Origin of the sequence: Roseicyclus sediminis (assembly GCF_025515305.1) — a bacterium.
Taxonomy (GTDB): domain Bacteria; phylum Pseudomonadota; class Alphaproteobacteria; order Rhodobacterales; family Rhodobacteraceae; genus Roseibacterium; species Roseibacterium sediminis.
Map to the genome: position 1 here is coordinate 13,148 of NZ_JAOPHT010000026.1, position 17,175 is coordinate 30,322.

The window sequence follows — 17,175 nt, forward strand, 5'->3', positions numbered from 1 at the left end:
CCCGGAACGATCTCGGGGGACGCGGACATGCCGGACACCTACTACGCCGAAACGCCGGACGACCTGCCCGACCGTGAGGCCCGCCTTTCGCTTTCGGGCCTCGAATTCATGGGACGGGTCGTTGCGGGCACCCTGCCCCAGGCCCCTATCGCCCGCCTCCTGAACTTCCGCCTCGTCGCGGTGACGGAGGGCACGGCAACCTTCCACGGCGCCCCGCTCTTCGACCACTTCAACCCGATGGGCGGCGTCCATGGCGGCTGGTACGGCGCCCTGCTGGACAGCTGCATGGGCTGCGCGGTGATGACCACGCTGCCGGCCGGCCGCGCCTATACCACCCTGGAGTACAAGGTGAACCTCGTCCGCGCGATCCCGGAGGGCCGCCCGGTCATCGCGACGGGCAGCGTCACCCATGCCGGACGCTCCACCGCCGTCGCGACCGGCGGGATCCGCGACGCCGCCACGGACCGCCTTTTCGCCGCGGGCAGCACGACCTGCCTCATCATGGATGCTGCTTGATCCCATCAGCGCCCGCGAATTGACTTGAGGCCCGGTTTCGGCCAATCCGGTGCTTTCTGTGCCACCCTAAGGATTTGGACCATGATCCCGCCGGTTCTTCCCAGCTACGCGCGTGCAAAGCTCTCCTTCGTCAAGGGCGAAGGGGCCTGGCTGGTGGAGGCCGATGGCCGACGTTTCCTCGACTTCGCCTCCGGCATCGCGGTGATGGCACTCGGCCACGGGCACCCGGCCCTGGTGAAGGCGCTGACCGACCAGGCGAACCGGCTGTGGCACACCTCGAACCTCTACACCGTGCCCGAGCAGGAAGCGCTGGCCGAGCGGCTGGTGGAACACACCTTCGCCGACACCGTCTTCTTCTGCAATTCGGGCACCGAGGCGACGGAACTGGCGGTCAAGATGGCCCGCAAATACCGCCACGAGAGCGATGCGCCCGAGCGCACCACGATCCTTACCTTCGAGGGAGCTTTCCACGGCCGCTCGATGGCCGCGATCTCGGCCGCCGGTTCGGAGAAGCTGACCAAGGGCTTCGGCCCCCTGCTGCCCGGCTTCCGGCACCTGCCCTTCGGCGACCATGACGCGCTCAGGGCCGCCGCCGCCGAGCCGGACGTGGGCGCCATCATGGTCGAACCGGTGCAGGGCGAAAGCGGCATCCGCCCCCTGCCCGACGCCTGCCTCAAGGGCCTGCGCGATCTCTGCGACGAACACGGGCTCCTCCTGATCCTCGACGAGATCCAGTGCGGCATGGGGCGGACGGGCCGCCTCTTCGCCCATGAATGGGCCGGGATTGCGCCCGACATCATGCTGGTCGCCAAGGGCATCGGCGGCGGCTACCCGCTGGGTGCCGTGCTCGCCACCGAGAACGCCGCGCGCGGCATGACGGCGGGCACCCATGGCTCCACCTATGGCGGCAACCCGCTCGGCTGCGCGGTGGGTGCGGCCGTCATGGACGAGATCACCCGCGAGGGCTTCCTCGAAGGCGTCCGCGCCAGGGCGGGTTTCCTGCGCCAGAAGCTGGAGGGCCTGGTCGCCGCCCACCCCGACATCTTCGAGAGCGTGCGCGGTTCGGGCCTGATGCTCGGCATCAAGTGCAAGGCGACCAATACCGACGTGGTCGCGGCGGGCTACGAGGCCGCGCTGCTGACCGTGCCGGCGGGCGACAATGTCGTGCGCATCCTGCCCGCGCTGACCATCACCGAAGAGGAAATCGCCGAGGGCATCGCCCGCCTCGACGCCGCCGCCTCGGCGCTCGAGCGACGGACCGCCGCCGAATAGCCCCTTCATCTTTCTCCAAATACCGCTCGGGGGGAGCGCGAGGGGGGCAGACAGCCCCCCTCGCCCCGCCGCAAGCAAGGCTTCCGAACCGATGAAACATTTCCTCGACATCAACAAGACAGACCCCGCGGACCTCAGGTCCATGATCGACAACGCCGCCGCGATGAAATCCGCGCGGGCCGGCCAGCCCAAGGGGGCGCCCGACGAAGAGCAGCCGCTCGTGAACCGCATGGTCGCGCTGATCTTCGAGAAACCCTCCACCCGCACCCGCGTCTCCTTCGATGTGGGCGTGCGGCAGATGGGCGGGCAGACTATGGTGCTCTCGGGAAGCGAGATGCAGCTCGGCCATGGCGAAACCATCGCCGACACCGCGCGCGTCCTGTCGCGCTACGTCGATCTCATCATGATCCGCACCTTCGAGGAGGACGTGCTGCTGGAACTGGCCGAGCATGCCACCGTGCCGGTCATCAACGGGCTCACGAACCGCACCCATCCCTGCCAGATCATGGCCGATGTCCTCACCTACGAAGAGCATCGCGGCCCCATCGCGGGGCGGAAGGTCACGTGGTGCGGCGACGGCAACAACGTCTTCGCCAGCTTCGCCCATGCCGCGGGACAGTTCGGCTTCGACCTCACCTTTTCCGGCCCCCCCACGCTCGACCCCGAGGAGGTCTTCCTCGACGAGGCCCGCGCCAAGGGCGCCGACGTGAAGATCGAACGCGACCCGGCCAAGGCCGTCGCGGGCGCCGATCTCGTCGTGACCGACACCTGGGTCTCGATGCATGACAGCCAGTCCGCGCGCGAGCGGCGGCACAATCAGCTGCGCCCCTACCAGGTGAACGAGGCGCTGATGGCGCAGGCGAAGCCCGACGCGCTCTTCATGCATTGCCTGCCCGCGCATCGCGACGAGGAGGTGACCAGCGCCGTCATGGACGGCCCGCAATCGGTGATCTTCGACGAGGCGGAAAACAGGCTCCATGCGCAGAAGGCGATCCTGCGCTGGTGCCTCGGTGTCTGACGGACGGCCCGGTCCCGCGGACCTTGGCACGATAGCACCCCACAGCGCCGTGCCACCCGCGGCAGTGCCGCAGGTCTCCCGGCCCCAGGCGCCGGGCACGGCCATCATCCTGATGGTTTCGGCCACCGCCTTCCTTGCGGCGACCACGCTTCTTGCCAAGGCGCTCGGCACAGCGGCCCTCGGCGAGCCGCTGCACCCGCTCCAGGTCAGCTTCGGGCGCTTCCTCTTCGCCTGGATGGCGATCGTCACGGTCCTGGCGGTCCTGCGGCCGCGCCTGACCCGGCCGGATTACCGCATGCATCTCGCCCGTACACTCTGCGGCTGGGGCGGGGTGACGCTGATGTTCGCCGCGGCGGCGATGATCCCGCTGTCGGACGCAACCGCGATCAGCTTTCTCAACCCGGTCTTCGCCATGCTGCTCGCGATCCCGCTTCTGGGTGAGCGGGTGGGTCCCTGGCGCTGGCTCGCCGCCTTCGTCGCCCTGGCCGGGGCGATGATCCTCGTGCGCCCGGGAAGCGGCGCCGTCGAGGCCGGGGCGCTTCTTGCCCTCGGGGCCGCGCTGGTCCTCGGGCTGGAGCTGATCTTCATGAAGCGGCTTTCGGGGCGGGAAGGCCCGCTCCAGATCCTGATCGTCAACAACTCCATCGGGCTTGCCATCGCGGCGACGGCGGCAAGCTTCGTCTGGCAGGCACCCAGCGCGGCGCAATGGGCCGCGCTGGGTGCGCTTGGCCTCGTGATGGCGGCGGCACAGGGGTTCTTCATCAACGCCATGGCCCGCGCGGAGGCGAGCTTCGTGACGCCGTTCTCGTACCTGACGCTGGTCTTCGCGGCGCTCTACGACGCGGTGCTTTTCGGGGTTTCGCCAAGCATGCTCAGCGTTCTGGGCGCCCTTGTCATCATCGCGGGCGCCGCGCTGCTGGCCTGGCGCGAGGCGGTCAACCGTCGTCGGTCCGCGCGCTGAGCGCATCGGCCAGCGCCGCCTCGGCGGCGGCCTCCACGGGGCCGCGAACCTGGTCGATGACGCCAGAGTTGACGGCGACGAAGACCGCGACCCCTTCGTCGCGGTAAAGACGCATTTGCGCGAACCAGAGCGTGTTCGACCCCGAATGCCGCAGAACGCCGTCCGCGTCGGCCCAGCCGAGCGCGTAGTCTCCAGGCCCGCGTGCCTCGTGCAGACGCGCCCAGTTCCTGGTCGTGAGGAACCCCGGCCCGGTCAAGAGGTGAGCGCGGAGATAGCGCAGCATGTCCGCGCCCGAGAGATGCACGCGCCCCGCCGGACCGAGCGCAGGCAAATTGTCGGCCCGTGGCCCCGGCGGAACGGGCCTCAGGCCACCGATTAGCGCGAGGCGGTGCCCCTGCGGCTGGTCGCCTTCGGGCGGGCCGAAGCCCGCGCTCTGCAACCCGAGCGGCCCGAAGACCTCGCGCGCGACGAGCTCCTCCCAGGTGGCGCCGCCGGCGGCCTCCAGCATCGCGCCGGCCACGACGTAGCCGGCGTTGGAATAGAGAAACCCGCCTTCCGGGCCCTCGCGCTGACCCGCAAGCACGCGCGCAACATATTCCTCACGGGGCCCCTGCCCGACGCGCAGCGTGTCGATCAGCCCGATATTGGCCCGCATCCCGGAAGCGTGCCGCAGAAAGGCCTCGAGCGTCGTGTCGCGCCACACCGGATCCATCCCGGGAAACCGCCCGCCCAGGAGATCGCCCACCGTCGCGCTCCAGTCGATCAGACCCGCCTCCACCATGCGCGCGGCCAGCGTCGCGGTCATTGACTTGGTGAGCGAGCCGATGTGCCAGAGATCATCCTCCGAGACCGGCGCGGCGTCGCCCTGCCGCCGCACGCCTGCGACGGCGAGGGCGCTGTCGCTTGCGGTGGTCCAGCCCACCAAAGCGCCCGGAATTGAGGGATGCCTCGCCAGCGCGGCCGCGATTTCCGAGGGGTCGGCTCCGGCGGGCAGCGGCGCGAAACCGGCGGTGAGTACGAGAAACAGGGCAGGCAGGCGCATGCCCCCCAGATGGGCGTCATGATGTGTCCACGCAACCTTGGCCGCTTGCCGTTCCGTGCGGGGCCTCTAGAATGGGGCTTTCATTCGGGCACGGGCGCCGCCATATGGCGGGTCTGATGTGGCGTCGCGCTCGGCCATTCGGGTGAGCGGCGCAATATACGGGAGATGGGCATGTCCTGGACCGACGAACGGGTCGAGCTGTTGAAGAAGATGTGGGGCGAGGGTCAGTCGGCCAGCCAGATCGCCAAGGAACTGGGCGGCGTCACCCGGAATGCCGTGATCGGCAAGGTGCATCGTCTTGGCCTGTCCAACCGTTCGGGCGGCGGCGGCACCGCCACCGCCAAGCCTGCCACCAAGGAACCCGAGGAGGTCGCGGCCCCCGCCGCGAAGGCCCCCAAGACCGCCACCCCCAAGCCCGCGCCCGCCGCGCCTGCGGAACCCAAGGCCGAGCCCGCCCAGGCGGCGCGCCCTTCCAACGTCACACCGCTGCGCAAGGCCATCGTGCCCGCAGGCCAGCCGCTTCCGCCGCAGCCTTCCGCCAACGAGATCAGCCCCGAGGCGCTGGCCAAGCAGAACGAGGTCGAGAAGCACGCCAAGCGCCTGACGCTCATGGAACTGACCGAGCGGACCTGCAAATGGCCGATCGGCGATCCGGCGACAGACGACTTCTATTTCTGCGGCCTGCCCGTGCAGCAGGGCAAGCCCTACTGCGATGCCCATGTCGGCGTCGCGTTCCAGCCGATGAGCGCGCGGCGCGACCGCCGGCGCTGAGCCGCCCGAAAAGCCAAAGCCCCGGCCGTTCGGTCCGGGGCTTTTTTCTTGACGATCATGCGGGCCCTGGCGCGCTCAGCGGCACCCGCGGGCCAGTTCGCGGTCCTTGAGCCCCGTCTCCACCAGCAAGCAGCGGTCACGCGCCTCGTAGTAGTAGCCGCGCGCGTACCAGCCCACCGCCTCGTCGATGTCGCCATCCGACACGATCCACGCCCCCCGCAGGTAGCGGCCGGCATAGGTCAGGTTCACCTCGGGATCGAGAAGCTCCTGCGGCTCGCCGTCGAAGCCCATGGTCCGCGCGGTCTGAGGCAGGATCTGCATCAGACCCCAGTAGGGTCCGTTGCGCGCATCGGCGCGATAGTCGCTCTCGCGCTGGATAACCCGATGCAGCAGGGCCTCGGGGATGCCGTGGACCTGGGAATACCGCTCGATCAGGCGCCGCATCTCGGGGGTTTCGCCCGGGTAGAGGTCCGGGGCGCTGCCCCGCGCCACGAGGGCCATGTCGCTGCGCGACGCGTTGCCGCCACAGGCCGACAGCAGCAGGACGCCCACCATTGCCAGGGATCGCCACATCATTGGTCCGCCTCCGTCGCGGCGGGATCGCCCGCCTGTTCCGTGCCGCCACCGAGCAGGCGCAACAGCGCGTTCCCGGCTTCCTCGGTCAGCCTGTCGGTAAGGGCGCCCTCGATCTCCTCGCGGGTATCGCCCGCCTCGATCTGGGTGCCCAGAAGCTCGTTGGCCCGGTCGCGCACGTCCTGCTCGATCCGGTCCTGTTCCTCGGCCAGCCGCGCCTGCGCTTCTGCCGCAAGGCGATCCCGCTGTTCGAGGAACTCCTGTTCGGCGAGGTATTCGAGGTCCGGGCGGAAGCGCAAGTCCGACCACGGCCCGTCGATCAGGACCGGCACTTCTATGCCGACCTGGCCGTTTTCGTCGCGCATCACGCCCGGAATCACGCGGTAATCGAGGCGCTGAGCGCCGAGATCGACGGTGCCCTCGCCACGGACCGCGCCCCACGGGGCGTCGAGTTCGAGGTCGTCATTGGTCAGAACCCCGTCCGCGATCGAGAAATTCGCCGTGACGCTGTCATAGACCGTCCGGGCGCCCTCGCCCCGGAAAGAGGCGTCGAAGTTGCGGATCATCCCGGCGAGATCGAAGCCCAGGACGGCGCCCGCGCCGAAGGCCATGTCGCCCTGCCCTTCCAGCCCGGACATGATGGTGGCGAGGTCATTGCCGACACCGAGGAACTGGAGGCTCGCGTTGCCCGTCCCCTCCAGCCGGTCGAAATCCGCGAAGTGCGAGAGGAGCGGGTTCAACTGCACGCCCGCCAGGATCAGGTCGCCGCCGACCGAAAGGCCATTGCGCCCGTTCACCACGAATTGCCCGGCGAGCCGCCCGCCATAGGCCCCGATGCTGCCGATGTCGAAGACGAGCCGCCCGCGGTCCAGCGTGGCGTTGACTTCCACCGGCGCGACCTCGGCCGTGCCGAGATCGACGCGGCCCGCCCGCAGGGCCAGTTCCGCATCGAGCCCGAAGAGGCCCGACACATCGATCCGATCCCGCGACCAGCCTTCCTGCGCGGCCCCTGCCGATCCGCCGCCTGTGCCGCCGCCACTCGCGGCCGGCGCAGCCAGTGCGAGGGAGTCGGCCACGATCGTCCCGCGCAGGAGTGGTCGGTCCTCGCCGGGAAGCAGGTCGAGTTCCGCCGCGAGGATATTGTCGTCGAGCGTGAGCCCGCCCTGCCGCAGGTGGACCGTGCCCTCGCCCGGAAGCGTGATCTGCCCGGAGGCCGCGATCCGGTCGCGCCCGAGGCCCCGCGGCAGGTCGGGCATGGCAAGGCCGGCCAGCCACAGCAGGGGGCCGAAGTCGGTCGCGTCGATCTCGAACCGCCCGTCGAGCGCGGGGGCGAGCGCGAGACGGCCCTCGAAGGACGCGGTTCCGCCGGGCCAGCCGAGCGACAGGGTCGCGGGCCGCACTTGTCCGTCGAGGAAGGCCGCAGCGCCGTCGACCTCCGCCGCGAGCTCCAGCTCGGCGCCGCCGAGTTCGGCCGAGACCGTAAGGCCGGCAGGCCCGGTCCCGGAGGGCAGCGACAGGACCGCATCGGCGCCGCTGACGGAGATGTCCTGCCCGGTGGCCTCGTCGATCCAGCGCAGGCGTGCATTCCGGACCTCGGCGCGCTCGAAGCCGATGGCGAAGCCGCCCGGCGCGGCGGGCGTTTCCGGTCCTTCAGCCGCGCTGCTTTCCCCGGCAGGTGCGGGGGCCCCGGCGAAATCCCAGCTGACGCGCCCGTCTGCGGCGCGCACCAGCGTGATGTCGGGGCCGATCAGCTCGGCCCGGTCGAGGCGGACCTCCCCCTGCAGAAGCGGCGCCCATTCCACGCTGACATGGAGGCTTTCGGCCTGGAGAAGCGGCCCCGCCTCGACCCAGTCGGGATTGCCGATGCGCAGGCCCTCGGCCCGCACCCCGAGGCTCGGCCAGAGGGTGGGGCGCACCGCGCCGTCGATCACCACCTCGCGGCCGGTCGCAGCCGACAGCCTGTCGGTTACGAGCCCCGCCACTCGCTCGGTCGGGACGGCCACGAGGGCGCCGACGGCAAGAAGAGCCGCCACCGCCACCGCTCCGACAATCCTGAGGATCCAGCGCATGTCTCCACCTGCTCCGCGCCCCGGGTTCGGCGGCAGTTACGCACATTTCGCGAGGGCCTGCATCCCAAAGCGACGTCATCGCCGGCGCTTGCGCGGCGGACCGCCCGGCATTCCGCCAAGACGGCTTTCCCGGACGCGGCGAAGGGGCTATGTGCGCATCCCATGAGCCAGAACCCGCCCGACCTCCGCCCCGACCTCGCGCCCCGCGCGCGCATCGAGGACGTGCCCCGCCCCGGCCAGCCGACCATCGGCATGGTCAGCCTCGGCTGCCCCAAGGCATTGGTGGACAGCGAGCGCATCCTCACGCGGCTGCGCGCCGAGGGCTACGCCATCAGCCCCGACTATGCCGGGGCCGAGGCCGTGATCGTGAACACCTGCGGCTTTCTCGACAGCGCCAAGGCCGAAAGCCTCGAGGCCATCGGAGACGCGCTTCGGGAGAACGGGCGCGTGATCGTGACGGGGTGTCTGGGGGCCGAGCCGGAGTACATCACGGGCGCCCATCCCAAGGTCCTCGCCGTCACCGGGCCGCAGCAATACGAGCAGGTCCTCGACGCGGTCCACGCCGCGGTGCCGCCTTCGCCCGACCCGTTCATCGACCTGATGCCGCCTGCCGGCGTGAAGCTGACGCCCCGGCACTACAGCTACCTGAAGATCTCGGAAGGCTGCGACCACAAGTGCAGGTTCTGCATCATCCCCGACATGCGCGGGCGGCTTCAGTCGCGCCCGATCGCCGCCGTGATGCGCGAGGCCGAGAAGCTGGTGGCCTCCGGCGTGAAGGAAATCCTCGTCATCTCGCAAGACACGTCGGCCTATGGAACGGACTGGAAGGGACGCGAGTCGAAGTTTCCAATTCTCGATCTATCCACAGAGTTATCCAAGCTCGGATGCTGGGTTCGCTTGCACTATGTCTACCCCTACCCGCATGTCCGTGAGCTTGTGCCGCTGATGGCGGATGCCTCGAACGGCCTTCTTCCCTACCTCGATATCCCGTTCCAGCACGCCCATCCGGACACGCTCCGGCGCATGGCGCGGCCCGCCGCCGCGGAGCGCACGCTCGACGAGATCGCGGCGTGGCGGCGCGACTGCCCCGACATCGTCCTGCGTTCCACCTTCATCGTCGGCTACCCCGGCGAGACGGAGGAGGAGTTCCAGACGCTCCTCGACTGGATGGACGAGGCGCAACTCGATCGGGTGGGCTGCTTCCGTTACGAGAACGTGGCCGGCGCGCGGTCCAATGCGTTGCCCGACCATGTCCCCGAGGCCGTGAAGGAAGACCGCTGGCACCGGTTCATGGAGAAAGCACAGGAGATCTCGGAGGCGAAGCTGGCCGCCAAGGTCGGACGCCGGATGCAGGTTCTGGTCGACGACGTCGATTCCGACGGCGCGACCTGCCGGACGAAGGCCGATGCCCCCGAGATCGACGGCAACCTCTTCATCGACGAGGGCTTCGAGCATCTCTCGCCCGGTGACATCGTGACGGTCGAGGTGGACGAGGCGGGCGAATACGATCTCTGGGGGCGGATCGTCCGCGACTGAGCGCGCGCGCCCGTGCTAGGGTCGGCGCGATGATTCACGTCACCACAACCTGCGACGGCATGGAGACCGCGAAACGCCTTGCCACGCTCGCGCTGGAGGCGCGGCTTGCCGCCTGTGCCAACATCACCCCCGGCATCGTCAGCCTGTTCCACTGGCAAGGCAGCCTGGCCGAGGAAACGGAGACGAGCGTCACCTTCAAGACGACCGAGGCAAGCCGCGATGCCCTCGTCGCGCTTCTCGAGCGGGAGCATCCCTACGATCTGCCGGTCATCACATGGGAGAGCGTCGCCACCACGCCCGGCGCGGCGCGCTGGTGTCAGGACGAGACGGGATCATCCCCCGCCGACTGAGCGTCGCCCGAAAGCACGGCCTCGAAGAACGTGACGTTCGGACAGGCCTGCGGCACCGCCGCCGCCCCGGTCTCCTGCGCCTTCAGCCAGCAATCGCACCCCTCGGCCCAGGAGCATCCGCGACAGCGCTGCACCACCTCGGCCCAGTCGCCATGGGTGATGCGCCCCTCGTCGAGCGCGCGTTGCAGGTCGGCGCCCGCGGCCTGCGCCATGCCGAGCGCCAGCCAGTAATGCCGCTTCTCATCGCCCAGGGGACGCACGGATACATCGTTCATTCCGGATCTCCCCCCGGGGATCGTACAAATCAGTCGTGACGCGCCAGTTCGGCAAGACGGGCCCCGTTCCGGCAATAGCCGGGCGCGGCTTCGGCACGTTCATGGTCGTCGAGCCAGTGCTGGCAACCCCCCGGATCCGAACAACCAGTGCAGGACAGGAGCATCTCGAACCGTTCTTCGGGCTGCAGTTCGCCGCGCAACTCCGCCTCGTCGAGATCGGCGCCGAGCGTCCGGGCCATCCGGCCCATCAGGTCTTCGTGGGATTTCAGCGTCTTGTCGCCCTGCATGGCGCACAATCCTCCTGCTCCGGCCGGAATGGCCTGTCACACGAAGACTGCCGTGGCGACGCCACGGGCACCTTGACGCAGATCAAGGGGTCAGCCGCCTGCTCCGAGGCTCTGGAGCGTGCGGCGGACGACACCCTGGCGTTCGGCGTTCGGCGGATGCGTGGAGAGGAACCGCATCTCGGGTTCGGGCAGCCGGGAGAACAGGCGCGCGCCCCTGAGGGGGTCGTAACCCGCGCGATAGGCGATGACGGTGCCGATCGCATCGGCCTCAAGCTCGGCCGACCGCGAATAGCTGCGCGCGCCCACGAACGCCCCGAGTTCGGCCGCCCGCTCGATCTCGCGCGCATCCGCTCCGCCGGCCATGGCCATCTCGCCGAAGATGCGCGCGCCCTCGGCGGCCGAGCGGCGCTGTTCGGGGATATGTCGGGCGATGTGGTGACCGGCCTCGTGCCCCAGCACGAAGGCGAGTTCGTCCTCGTTCTCGAAGATGGCAATCAGGCCGAGCGTGAGGATGATGACGGGCCGCCCCTGCCGGTCGAGGGTCTGGAAGGCATTGGCCCCGACCCGGGGGTCGCGGTCCACGAGGATGGCGAAATCGCAGTTCTGGTCCGGCGTCTCGGTCCGGCAGACAGCCTCGGCCACGGGCTCGACCTCCTGCGCGACGGCGAGAAAGGCCTGCGGCGAGATCGCGGGAAGACGCGCGCCTTCAGCCACCGAAGCCGGCGCACGCGGCACCGGCGTCGTCACGCAGGCCGACAGAAGCAAGGCGGCGAGCAGCGGCAGGATGGCAGGTGTCAGACGTGCGCGCATCGGGCAGAGGTTCCGCAGCAGGGGGTCGGGTCCAACCTGACCGGGCCGGGCGGCAAGGTCCAGCGGCATGATCGGCGCGGCCGACTGCTCGCGCGGGTCTCCGCCGGGACTGGTCGGCGACGCGCGCGGCGCTACCCTCCGGCCCATGCAGGACGTGCGCATTCTCTACAACGACGCCTGCCCGGTCTGCCGGGCCGAGATTGCCCATTATCGCGCCCGCGCCACGGCGACGGGGGCGCCGCTCGACTTCGAGGATCTGAACACCGCCGATCTTCAAGGCTGGCGGATGACGGCGGACCAGGCGATGCGCCGGATGCATGCCCGCCACGCGGACGGGAGCATCGTCTCGGGCGTCGAGGCCTTCGCGCTGATCTGGGAGCGTCTGCCGGGCTACGGATGGCTCGCCACATGCATTCGGCTTCCGGTCATCCGCGGCCTTGCCGAGGTCGCCTACAACAAGATCGCTGCGCCTTGGCTCTACCGGCGGCACAAGCGGCGGATGGCGCTTGATGCCTCGGGGCAGCGCCCCTAGGCTCGGGTGCATGTTCACCATCGAGCACGATTTCGACGCGACCGTTGTCACCCTTGTCGACGAGGGCGACCTGCCCCTGCAGGAGGACGTGACCATCACGGCCTTCTCCGAATGCATCACCGTGGAACAGCTGGACGCCCGCACGGACAGGGTTCAGAAGATCACGCTGTCGCTGGCGCAGCTTCAGGATCTCGCCGCGGCGCTGGACCTGCCCGAGGGCATCTACCGGCTGACCCGCGACCCCGACTGAGCCGCTAGCGGGCGCAAGCGACGCAGCGCGTCGCGCAGGGATCGACGTCGAGGCGGCGGGTCCCGATGAACTCGCCGCAGGCCTCGCACCAGCCGAATTCGCCCACCGTGATCCGCTCGAGCGCCGCCGCGATCGCCCTGCCCCGCGCCATGCGCCGCGCCTCCAGCCCCTTGGCCATCGCCTGTCCCTGCAGCGCGTCCATCCGGCTGAGCCGCCCCACCGATTGCTGGTCGAGTTCGACCGGCCGCCGGTCGTCGTGCGTTGCCCGAGACGAAGCGGCAAGCTCTGCCTGTTCCGAGAGGAGGCGCGGGCGATACCGGTCGGCAAGCTCTGCATCGGTGGGATCGGACATGGGGCCGAGACCACCAGCTTTGCCCGCATCGTGCAAGGCGCAGGTTCTCAACGCTGCGCGCGCCTGCCATAGTCGCGAAAGCGCAGAGAGGTATCGCGATGGCCACGGGATTTTTCTGGGACGAACGCTGTTTCTGGCATTCGGGCGGCAACTACAGCTTTCTCGTTCCCGTGGGTGGCCTCGTGCAGCCTTCCGTCGGGGGCGGATTGCCCGAGAACCCCGAGACCAAGCGGCGGCTCAAGAACCTGATGGAGGTCACCGGCCTCTGGCGCGCGCTCGACACCCGTACCGCCGCGCCCGCGACCGAGGGCGACCTCCTGCGCGTGCACACGCCTGACTACGTGGACGCGTTCCGCGCGGCGTCCGCCGAGGGCGGGGGCGAGCTGGGCCTGCGCACGCCCTTCGGGCCGGACGGCTATGACATCGCCTGCCTGTCGGCCGGTCTCGCCAAGGCCGCGCTCTTCGCCACGCTGCAGGGCGAGGTCGAGAACGCCTACGCCCTGTCGCGCCCGCCCGGGCACCATTGCCTGCCGGACTTCCCCAACGGCTTCTGCCTTCTGAACAACATCGCAATCGCCGTGGAGGCGGCCTTCGACGCGCAACTGGTGGAGAGGGTCGCGGTTGTCGACTGGGACGTGCACCATGGCAACGGGACCGAGGCCATCTTCTACGACCGCAACGACGTCCTGACGATCTCGCTCCACCAGGAACGCAACTATCCCATGGACACGGGCGGCGCGGAGCAACGCGGAACCGGGGCCGGCGAGGGTTTCAACATCAACATCCCGTTGCCACCGGGCGGCGGGCACGCCTGTTACCTCGAGGCGATGGAGCGCCTCGTCCTGCCCTCTCTCGCCGCGTTCCGGCCCGACGTGATCGTCATTGCCTGCGGCTTCGATGCCTCCGCCGTCGACCCGCTCAGCCGGATGATGGCGGGCTCCCACACCTTCCGCGCGATGACCGAGATGGTGGTCGAGGCCGCTTCGGACCTCTGCGAGGGGCGGCTCGTCATGGTTCACGAGGGCGGCTATTCCGAGGTGCATGTTCCCTTCTGCGGCCATGCGGTGCTGGAGGTGCTCTCCGGCTGCGACATCCGCGCAGCCGATCCGCTCGCCGCCCGGATCGAGGGGCAGCAGCCGGGGCCGCGGTTCCAGCGCTACTGCTCCGTCCTGATCGCCGAGATGGAGGAGGCGCTGGGGTACTGAAGGTCTTCGTGATCGACCTGCACCCGAACGGTCGCAATTAGGCGAATGGCGACCACTCAGCATCCATCGCTTCGAAAACAGCATCGCCGAGATGGAGACGAGTTTCTGGCGCACATGCGGCGTCCGCCCCGTGGAGCGGGATGGGAAGACAGTGGTCGAAGTCGACCATGACACGATCATCGCGCGTCATCTGCGCCACCTGCCGAAACGGATGACCGTGAACCCTTCGCTTCTGTGCGGTGCCTGTCATCTCCGGCACGAACCGAAATTCGGCGACGCGATCCCGTGTTCCGACCCCTTGAGGAAGGCGTTGCCCCCGAAGACCGCCAAACGCGCAGCACGATTTCCGGCGATCCTGCTCAACAGCTGACCTCCGCCGCGCCGCGGCATCCGCGTTGACTTCCCCGCCTCCGCGCGCCACGGTGCGCGCGCATTTCGAGAGGGGAAATCGAACCCATGAAGAAGGTATACGGCTCGGCCGCGGAGGCGCTGGACGGGCTCCTGCAGGACGGCATGCTGATCGCGTCCGGGGGCTTCGGCCTTTGTGGCATTCCCGAGCTTCTGATCGACGCGCTTGTGGAAAGCGGCGTCAAGCAGCTGACCATCGCGTCGAACAACTGCGGCGTGGACGGTTTCGGCCTCGGCAAGCTGCTCGACACCAAGCAGGTCAGCAAGATGATGTCCTCCTACGTCGGCGAGAACGACGAGTTCATGCGCCAGTACCTGTCGGGCGAACTCGAGATCGAGTTCAACCCGCAAGGCACGCTGGCCGAACGGATGCGCGCGGGCGGGGCCGGTATACCGGGCTTCTACACCAGGACCGGCGTCGGCACCGTCATCGCCGAGGGCAAGGAGCACAAGGACTTCGACGGCCAGACCTACATCATGGAGAAGGGCATCTTCGCCGACCTCTCCATCGTGAAGGCGTGGAAGGCGGACGAGACCGGGAACGCCATCTTCCGCAAGACCGCGCGCAACTTCAACGTGCCGGCGGCGATGTGCGGCAAGGTCTGCGTCATGGAAGTCGAAGAGATCGTGCCGACCGGGTCGCTCGATCCCGACCACATCCATCTTCCGGGCATCTATGTCCATCGCCTGATAAAGGGCGACCACGAGAAACGGATCGAACAGCGGACTGTCCGCAAGCGGGAGGAAGCCTGATGCCCTGGGATCGCAATCAGATGGCCGCCCGCGCGGCGCAGGAACTCGAGGACGGCACCTACGTCAACCTCGGGATCGGCATCCCGACGTTGGTGTCGAACTACATCCCCGAGGGAATCCACGTCACGCTCCAGTCCGAGAACGGGATGCTGGGCATGGGACCGTTCCCCTACGAGGGCGAAGAGGACCCGGACCTCATCAACGCGGGCAAACAGACGATCACCGAACTGCCCCAAACCGCCTACTTCGACAGCGCAACGTCCTTCGGGATGATCCGGGGCGGCAAGATCGCCATGGCGATCCTCGGTGCGATGGAAGTCTCCGAGAAGGGCGACCTCGCGAACTGGATGATCCCCGGCAAGCTGGTGAAGGGGATGGGCGGCGCGATGGACCTCGTGGCCGGCGTCGGTCGTGTGGTCGTCGTGATGGACCACACCAACAAGCACGGCGAGTCGAAGGTGCTTAAGGAATGTACGCTCCCGCTGACGGGCAAGGGCGTGGTGGACCGGATCATCACGAACCTCGGCGTGCTCGACGTGGCGCACAAGGGGCTGCAGATCGTGGAATGCGCCCCCGGTGTCACCCACGACGAGCTGCGCGCCGCGACGGAAGCGACGATTGTCTGAGATCGAGAGGGAAGTGACGGGGTCGAAGGGCCGCTATGTCCTGCGCGAGAACGGCGCTGAGGCGGAGCTGACCTATTCGATCCTGTCATCGACCCACATCATCGCCGATCATACCGGCGTTCCGGACGCGATGCGCGGCTCGGGCGCGGGGCGGCGTCTGGTGGAGCGGCTGGTGGCGGATGCGCGGGCGGAGGGTGTGAAGATCACACCGCTCTGCCCCTTCGTCCGGGCCCAGGCGCTCCGGCATCCCGAATGGGCGGACGTCTTCGCCTGAGCTATTCGACCGCGATCGGCTGGAAGACGCAGCCGTCCGACACGAGATCGGGCGGCGTGCGGCAGAGCCTGCGCGTCACCTGCCATGCGGCCAGCACGCGGGGCACGTAGTTTCGCGTCTCGTCGAAATCCGGAACCCCACCCGAACGACGCACGGCCCCCTCGCCGGCATTGTAGGCGGCCAGCACAAGGACGGGGTCGCGGTCGAACTCCTCCATGAGCCAGTCGAGATAGGCGACACCGCCACGGATGTTCTCGGCCGGATCGAAGGGATTGGCGACACCAAAGCGTTCCGCCGTGGCGGGGATGAGCTGCATCAGTCCCTGTGCGCCGGCATGGCTGACGGCGTCCTGCCGCCCGGCGCTTTCGACCGATATGATGGCCAGCGCAAATGCCGGCGAGATCGAGGTCCCGACGGTGGCCATCAGAAGCTCCCGGCCGTAGGTCTCAGCCAGCCCCGCGACATGGGCGAGCCGCGGCGTGACCGCCTGCGCCTCGTCCGGACCTTGCTCGAGCAGCGCCTGCGCGGTCCAGTAGCGCGCGGCGCTGGCCGGCATTGCCGGACTGACGGCGGACCAGAACCACGACGCGACATCGCCCGGGGCTGCAAGCTGTCCCTCCGCCGAGGCGGAAGCGCTGTCGGAACCGGGTCCGGCCGGGGGCGTCGCGGGCCGCGCAACGGCGCCGTCGGGTCCCGGTGTCTGGAAGTTGTCGCCGGGCCGGATCTGGATGGTGATGCGCGGACCGACATGGTCGGCGCCCGGGGCCGTGATGCGGCGAAAGGCGTGGCCACCCTCGTCCTGACCCGAGGCAGGCCGAGGCACCACGGATACGGTGACAAGCGCGAGCGCGAGCGCCGTCACACAGGCATATCGCTGTTTCATGACCCTGCCCGGGTTGCGCGGCCAGTCGCCGCCTCTACCTCAACGCGCGCGCAGGTCGCATCCACGGCTTCTGTCGAGCCGTTCCGAGGGCGCCTGCCCGCACGGTGAATCATGCCGGTCCTTCAGCCGCAAAACAACCCCGTAGAATTCTCTTAAAAATCTCATCAACGCCCAAATCCCGCCCCGTTCCGCCGGGATAACGCCCCCATCGAAAGGCGAGGGACCCCGACGATCGCGGCCCGACCCAACCGAGAAGATACTGAAGCGTTCGAACTGGAGATTGAACAATGACCGCTCTGATCAAGAACTTCGCCAAGTCCGAATCCGGTGCCGTGACGGTTGACTGGGTTGTCCTCACCGCAGCCATCGTGGGCCTCGGCCTCGCAGTCATGGCCGTCGTCTCGGGCGGCGT

At 68.8% G+C, this 17,175-nt stretch carries 22 protein-coding genes; 14 read left to right on the top strand and 8 right to left on the bottom strand.

The features are described from left to right. Window positions 1-27 precede the first annotated feature (27 nt). From N8I71_RS19860 to N8I71_RS19875, 4 genes are all read left to right on the top strand, one after another. Window positions 28-516, top strand: a complete 489-nt coding sequence (locus N8I71_RS19860) for a PaaI family thioesterase (RefSeq protein ID WP_262879787.1) — start codon at window positions 28-30, stop codon at window positions 514-516. A gap of 81 nt (window positions 517-597) precedes the next feature. Then, complete coding sequence (locus N8I71_RS19865; protein WP_262879788.1) at window positions 598-1,788, top strand: aspartate aminotransferase family protein; 1,191 nt, start codon at window positions 598-600, stop codon at window positions 1,786-1,788. Window positions 1,789-1,879: 91 nt separating this feature from the next. Next, window positions 1,880-2,806, top strand: coding sequence for an ornithine carbamoyltransferase (argF, locus tag N8I71_RS19870; RefSeq protein ID WP_262879789.1), 927 nt, complete (start codon window positions 1,880-1,882; stop codon window positions 2,804-2,806). Between the two features lie 112 nt (window positions 2,807-2,918). Beyond that, window positions 2,919-3,767: a DMT family transporter gene (locus N8I71_RS19875; RefSeq protein ID WP_262879807.1), complete on the top strand. Its 849-nt coding sequence runs from the start codon at window positions 2,919-2,921 to the stop codon at window positions 3,765-3,767. On the opposite strand, the gene N8I71_RS19880 is transcribed toward N8I71_RS19875, so the two are convergent. Then, window positions 3,742-4,809 carry a serine hydrolase domain-containing protein gene (locus N8I71_RS19880; protein ID WP_262879790.1) on the bottom strand — a complete coding sequence of 356 codons (1,068 nt, stop codon included), beginning with the start codon at window positions 4,807-4,809 and terminating at the stop codon, window positions 3,742-3,744. The two genes, N8I71_RS19875 and N8I71_RS19880, sit on opposite strands and share 26 nt — an antisense overlap. Before the next feature lie 171 nt (window positions 4,810-4,980). Here N8I71_RS19880 and N8I71_RS19885 point away from each other — a divergent pair, with 171 nt between their 5' ends. Further along, window positions 4,981-5,580: a GcrA family cell cycle regulator gene (locus N8I71_RS19885; protein ID WP_262879791.1), complete on the top strand. Its 600-nt coding sequence runs from the start codon at window positions 4,981-4,983 to the stop codon at window positions 5,578-5,580. A gap of 75 nt (window positions 5,581-5,655) precedes the next feature. On the opposite strand, the gene N8I71_RS19890 is transcribed toward N8I71_RS19885, so the two are convergent. Together N8I71_RS19890 and N8I71_RS19895 are read right to left on the bottom strand one after the other, a co-directional pair. Continuing rightward, a complete protein-coding gene (locus tag N8I71_RS19890) occupies window positions 5,656-6,156 on the bottom strand; it encodes a transglycosylase SLT domain-containing protein (RefSeq protein WP_406676368.1) in 501 nt (166 codons plus the stop codon). Beyond that, a complete protein-coding gene (locus tag N8I71_RS19895; RefSeq protein WP_262879792.1) occupies window positions 6,153-8,222 on the bottom strand; it encodes an AsmA family protein in 2,070 nt (689 codons plus the stop codon). The genes N8I71_RS19890 and N8I71_RS19895 overlap by 4 nt, the downstream gene beginning before the upstream one ends. Before the next feature lie 162 nt (window positions 8,223-8,384). On the opposite strand from N8I71_RS19895, the gene rimO reads away from it, so the two are divergent. Beyond that, complete coding sequence (gene rimO / locus N8I71_RS19900; protein WP_262879793.1) at window positions 8,385-9,758, top strand: 30S ribosomal protein S12 methylthiotransferase RimO; 1,374 nt, start codon at window positions 8,385-8,387, stop codon at window positions 9,756-9,758. Window positions 9,759-9,787: 29 nt separating this feature from the next. Continuing rightward, window positions 9,788-10,108, top strand: a complete 321-nt coding sequence (cutA, locus tag N8I71_RS19905) for a divalent-cation tolerance protein CutA (protein ID WP_262879794.1) — start codon at window positions 9,788-9,790, stop codon at window positions 10,106-10,108. Here cutA and N8I71_RS19910 read toward each other — a convergent pair. From N8I71_RS19910 to N8I71_RS19920, 3 genes are all read right to left on the bottom strand, one after another. After that, window positions 10,075-10,383, bottom strand: a complete 309-nt coding sequence (locus N8I71_RS19910; protein ID WP_262879795.1) for a DUF6455 family protein — start codon at window positions 10,381-10,383, stop codon at window positions 10,075-10,077. The genes cutA and N8I71_RS19910 overlap by 34 nt on opposite strands. Window positions 10,384-10,412: 29 nt before the next feature. Continuing rightward, window positions 10,413-10,670: a DUF6455 family protein gene (locus N8I71_RS19915; protein WP_262879796.1), complete on the bottom strand. Its 258-nt coding sequence runs from the start codon at window positions 10,668-10,670 to the stop codon at window positions 10,413-10,415. Between the two features lie 90 nt (window positions 10,671-10,760). After that, the gene (locus tag N8I71_RS19920) at window positions 10,761-11,480 is read right to left on the bottom strand and encodes a M48 family metallopeptidase (protein ID WP_262879797.1); all 720 of its coding nucleotides are present in this window, start codon (window positions 11,478-11,480) and stop codon (window positions 10,761-10,763) included. Between the two features lie 67 nt (window positions 11,481-11,547). Between N8I71_RS19920 and N8I71_RS19925 the strand changes: the two genes are divergently transcribed. Beyond that, on the top strand, window positions 11,548-12,012 hold the full coding sequence (locus tag N8I71_RS19925; RefSeq protein WP_262879798.1) for a thiol-disulfide oxidoreductase DCC family protein: 465 nt from the start codon (window positions 11,548-11,550) through the stop codon (window positions 12,010-12,012). Window positions 12,013-12,022: 10 nt separating this feature from the next. Beyond that, entirely contained in the window at window positions 12,023-12,262 is a 240-nt protein-coding gene (locus N8I71_RS19930; protein WP_262879799.1) for a hypothetical protein, read from the top strand. Window positions 12,263-12,266: 4 nt separating this feature from the next. On the opposite strand, the gene N8I71_RS19935 is transcribed toward N8I71_RS19930, so the two are convergent. Further along, complete coding sequence (locus N8I71_RS19935) at window positions 12,267-12,614, bottom strand: TraR/DksA family transcriptional regulator (protein ID WP_262879800.1); 348 nt, start codon at window positions 12,612-12,614, stop codon at window positions 12,267-12,269. A gap of 98 nt (window positions 12,615-12,712) precedes the next feature. On the opposite strand from N8I71_RS19935, the gene N8I71_RS19940 reads away from it, so the two are divergent. The 5 genes from N8I71_RS19940 (at window position 12,713) to N8I71_RS19960 (ending at window position 15,880) form a co-directional block, all read left to right on the top strand. Further along, window positions 12,713-13,819, top strand: coding sequence for a class II histone deacetylase (locus N8I71_RS19940; protein ID WP_262879801.1), 1,107 nt, complete (start codon window positions 12,713-12,715; stop codon window positions 13,817-13,819). A gap of 91 nt (window positions 13,820-13,910) precedes the next feature. Next, the gene (locus tag N8I71_RS19945; RefSeq protein ID WP_262879802.1) at window positions 13,911-14,189 is read left to right on the top strand and encodes a hypothetical protein; all 279 of its coding nucleotides are present in this window, start codon (window positions 13,911-13,913) and stop codon (window positions 14,187-14,189) included. Between the two features lie 86 nt (window positions 14,190-14,275). Beyond that, complete coding sequence (locus tag N8I71_RS19950; protein ID WP_262879803.1) at window positions 14,276-14,980, top strand: CoA transferase subunit A; 705 nt, start codon at window positions 14,276-14,278, stop codon at window positions 14,978-14,980. Next, window positions 14,980-15,606, top strand: coding sequence for a CoA transferase subunit B (locus N8I71_RS19955; protein ID WP_262879804.1), 627 nt, complete (start codon window positions 14,980-14,982; stop codon window positions 15,604-15,606). The genes N8I71_RS19950 and N8I71_RS19955 overlap by 1 nt, the downstream gene beginning before the upstream one ends. Beyond that, window positions 15,599-15,880, top strand: coding sequence for a GNAT family N-acetyltransferase (locus N8I71_RS19960; RefSeq protein WP_262879805.1), 282 nt, complete (start codon window positions 15,599-15,601; stop codon window positions 15,878-15,880). The genes N8I71_RS19955 and N8I71_RS19960 overlap by 8 nt, the downstream gene beginning before the upstream one ends. A gap of 1 nt (window position 15,881) precedes the next feature. Here the strand turns inward: N8I71_RS19960 and N8I71_RS19965 are convergent, their stop codons facing one another. After that, window positions 15,882-16,763, bottom strand: coding sequence for a lytic transglycosylase domain-containing protein (locus tag N8I71_RS19965; RefSeq protein WP_262879806.1), 882 nt, complete (start codon window positions 16,761-16,763; stop codon window positions 15,882-15,884). Between the last annotated feature and the right edge of the window lie 412 nt (window positions 16,764-17,175).

Coding starts and splice junctions, on each gene's coding strand:
- rimO (WP_262879793.1), top strand. CDS start 8,385: ATGAGCCAGAACCCGCCCGACCTCCGCCCCGACCTCGCGCCCCGCGCG.
- N8I71_RS19885 (WP_262879791.1), top strand. CDS start 4,981: ATGTCCTGGACCGACGAACGGGTCGAGCTGTTGAAGAAGATGTGGGGC.
- N8I71_RS19910 (WP_262879795.1), bottom strand. CDS start 10,383: ATGAACGATGTATCCGTGCGTCCCCTGGGCGATGAGAAGCGGCATTAC.
- N8I71_RS19880 (WP_262879790.1), bottom strand. CDS start 4,809: ATGCGCCTGCCTGCCCTGTTTCTCGTACTCACCGCCGGTTTCGCGCCG.
- N8I71_RS19925 (WP_262879798.1), top strand. CDS start 11,548: ATGATCGGCGCGGCCGACTGCTCGCGCGGGTCTCCGCCGGGACTGGTC.
- cutA (WP_262879794.1), top strand. CDS start 9,788: ATGATTCACGTCACCACAACCTGCGACGGCATGGAGACCGCGAAACGC.
- N8I71_RS19890 (WP_406676368.1), bottom strand. CDS start 6,156: ATGATGTGGCGATCCCTGGCAATGGTGGGCGTCCTGCTGCTGTCGGCC.
- N8I71_RS19945 (WP_262879802.1), top strand. CDS start 13,911: ATGGAGACGAGTTTCTGGCGCACATGCGGCGTCCGCCCCGTGGAGCGG.
- N8I71_RS19950 (WP_262879803.1), top strand. CDS start 14,276: ATGAAGAAGGTATACGGCTCGGCCGCGGAGGCGCTGGACGGGCTCCTG.
- N8I71_RS19865 (WP_262879788.1), top strand. CDS start 598: ATGATCCCGCCGGTTCTTCCCAGCTACGCGCGTGCAAAGCTCTCCTTC.
- N8I71_RS19940 (WP_262879801.1), top strand. CDS start 12,713: ATGGCCACGGGATTTTTCTGGGACGAACGCTGTTTCTGGCATTCGGGC.
- N8I71_RS19955 (WP_262879804.1), top strand. CDS start 14,980: ATGCCCTGGGATCGCAATCAGATGGCCGCCCGCGCGGCGCAGGAACTC.
- N8I71_RS19915 (WP_262879796.1), bottom strand. CDS start 10,670: ATGCAGGGCGACAAGACGCTGAAATCCCACGAAGACCTGATGGGCCGG.
- N8I71_RS19930 (WP_262879799.1), top strand. CDS start 12,023: ATGTTCACCATCGAGCACGATTTCGACGCGACCGTTGTCACCCTTGTC.
- argF (WP_262879789.1), top strand. CDS start 1,880: ATGAAACATTTCCTCGACATCAACAAGACAGACCCCGCGGACCTCAGG.
- N8I71_RS19920 (WP_262879797.1), bottom strand. CDS start 11,480: ATGCGCGCACGTCTGACACCTGCCATCCTGCCGCTGCTCGCCGCCTTG.
- N8I71_RS19965 (WP_262879806.1), bottom strand. CDS start 16,763: ATGAAACAGCGATATGCCTGTGTGACGGCGCTCGCGCTCGCGCTTGTC.
- N8I71_RS19935 (WP_262879800.1), bottom strand. CDS start 12,614: ATGTCCGATCCCACCGATGCAGAGCTTGCCGACCGGTATCGCCCGCGC.
- N8I71_RS19860 (WP_262879787.1), top strand. CDS start 28: ATGCCGGACACCTACTACGCCGAAACGCCGGACGACCTGCCCGACCGT.
- N8I71_RS19895 (WP_262879792.1), bottom strand. CDS start 8,222: ATGCGCTGGATCCTCAGGATTGTCGGAGCGGTGGCGGTGGCGGCTCTT.
- N8I71_RS19875 (WP_262879807.1), top strand. CDS start 2,919: ATGGTTTCGGCCACCGCCTTCCTTGCGGCGACCACGCTTCTTGCCAAG.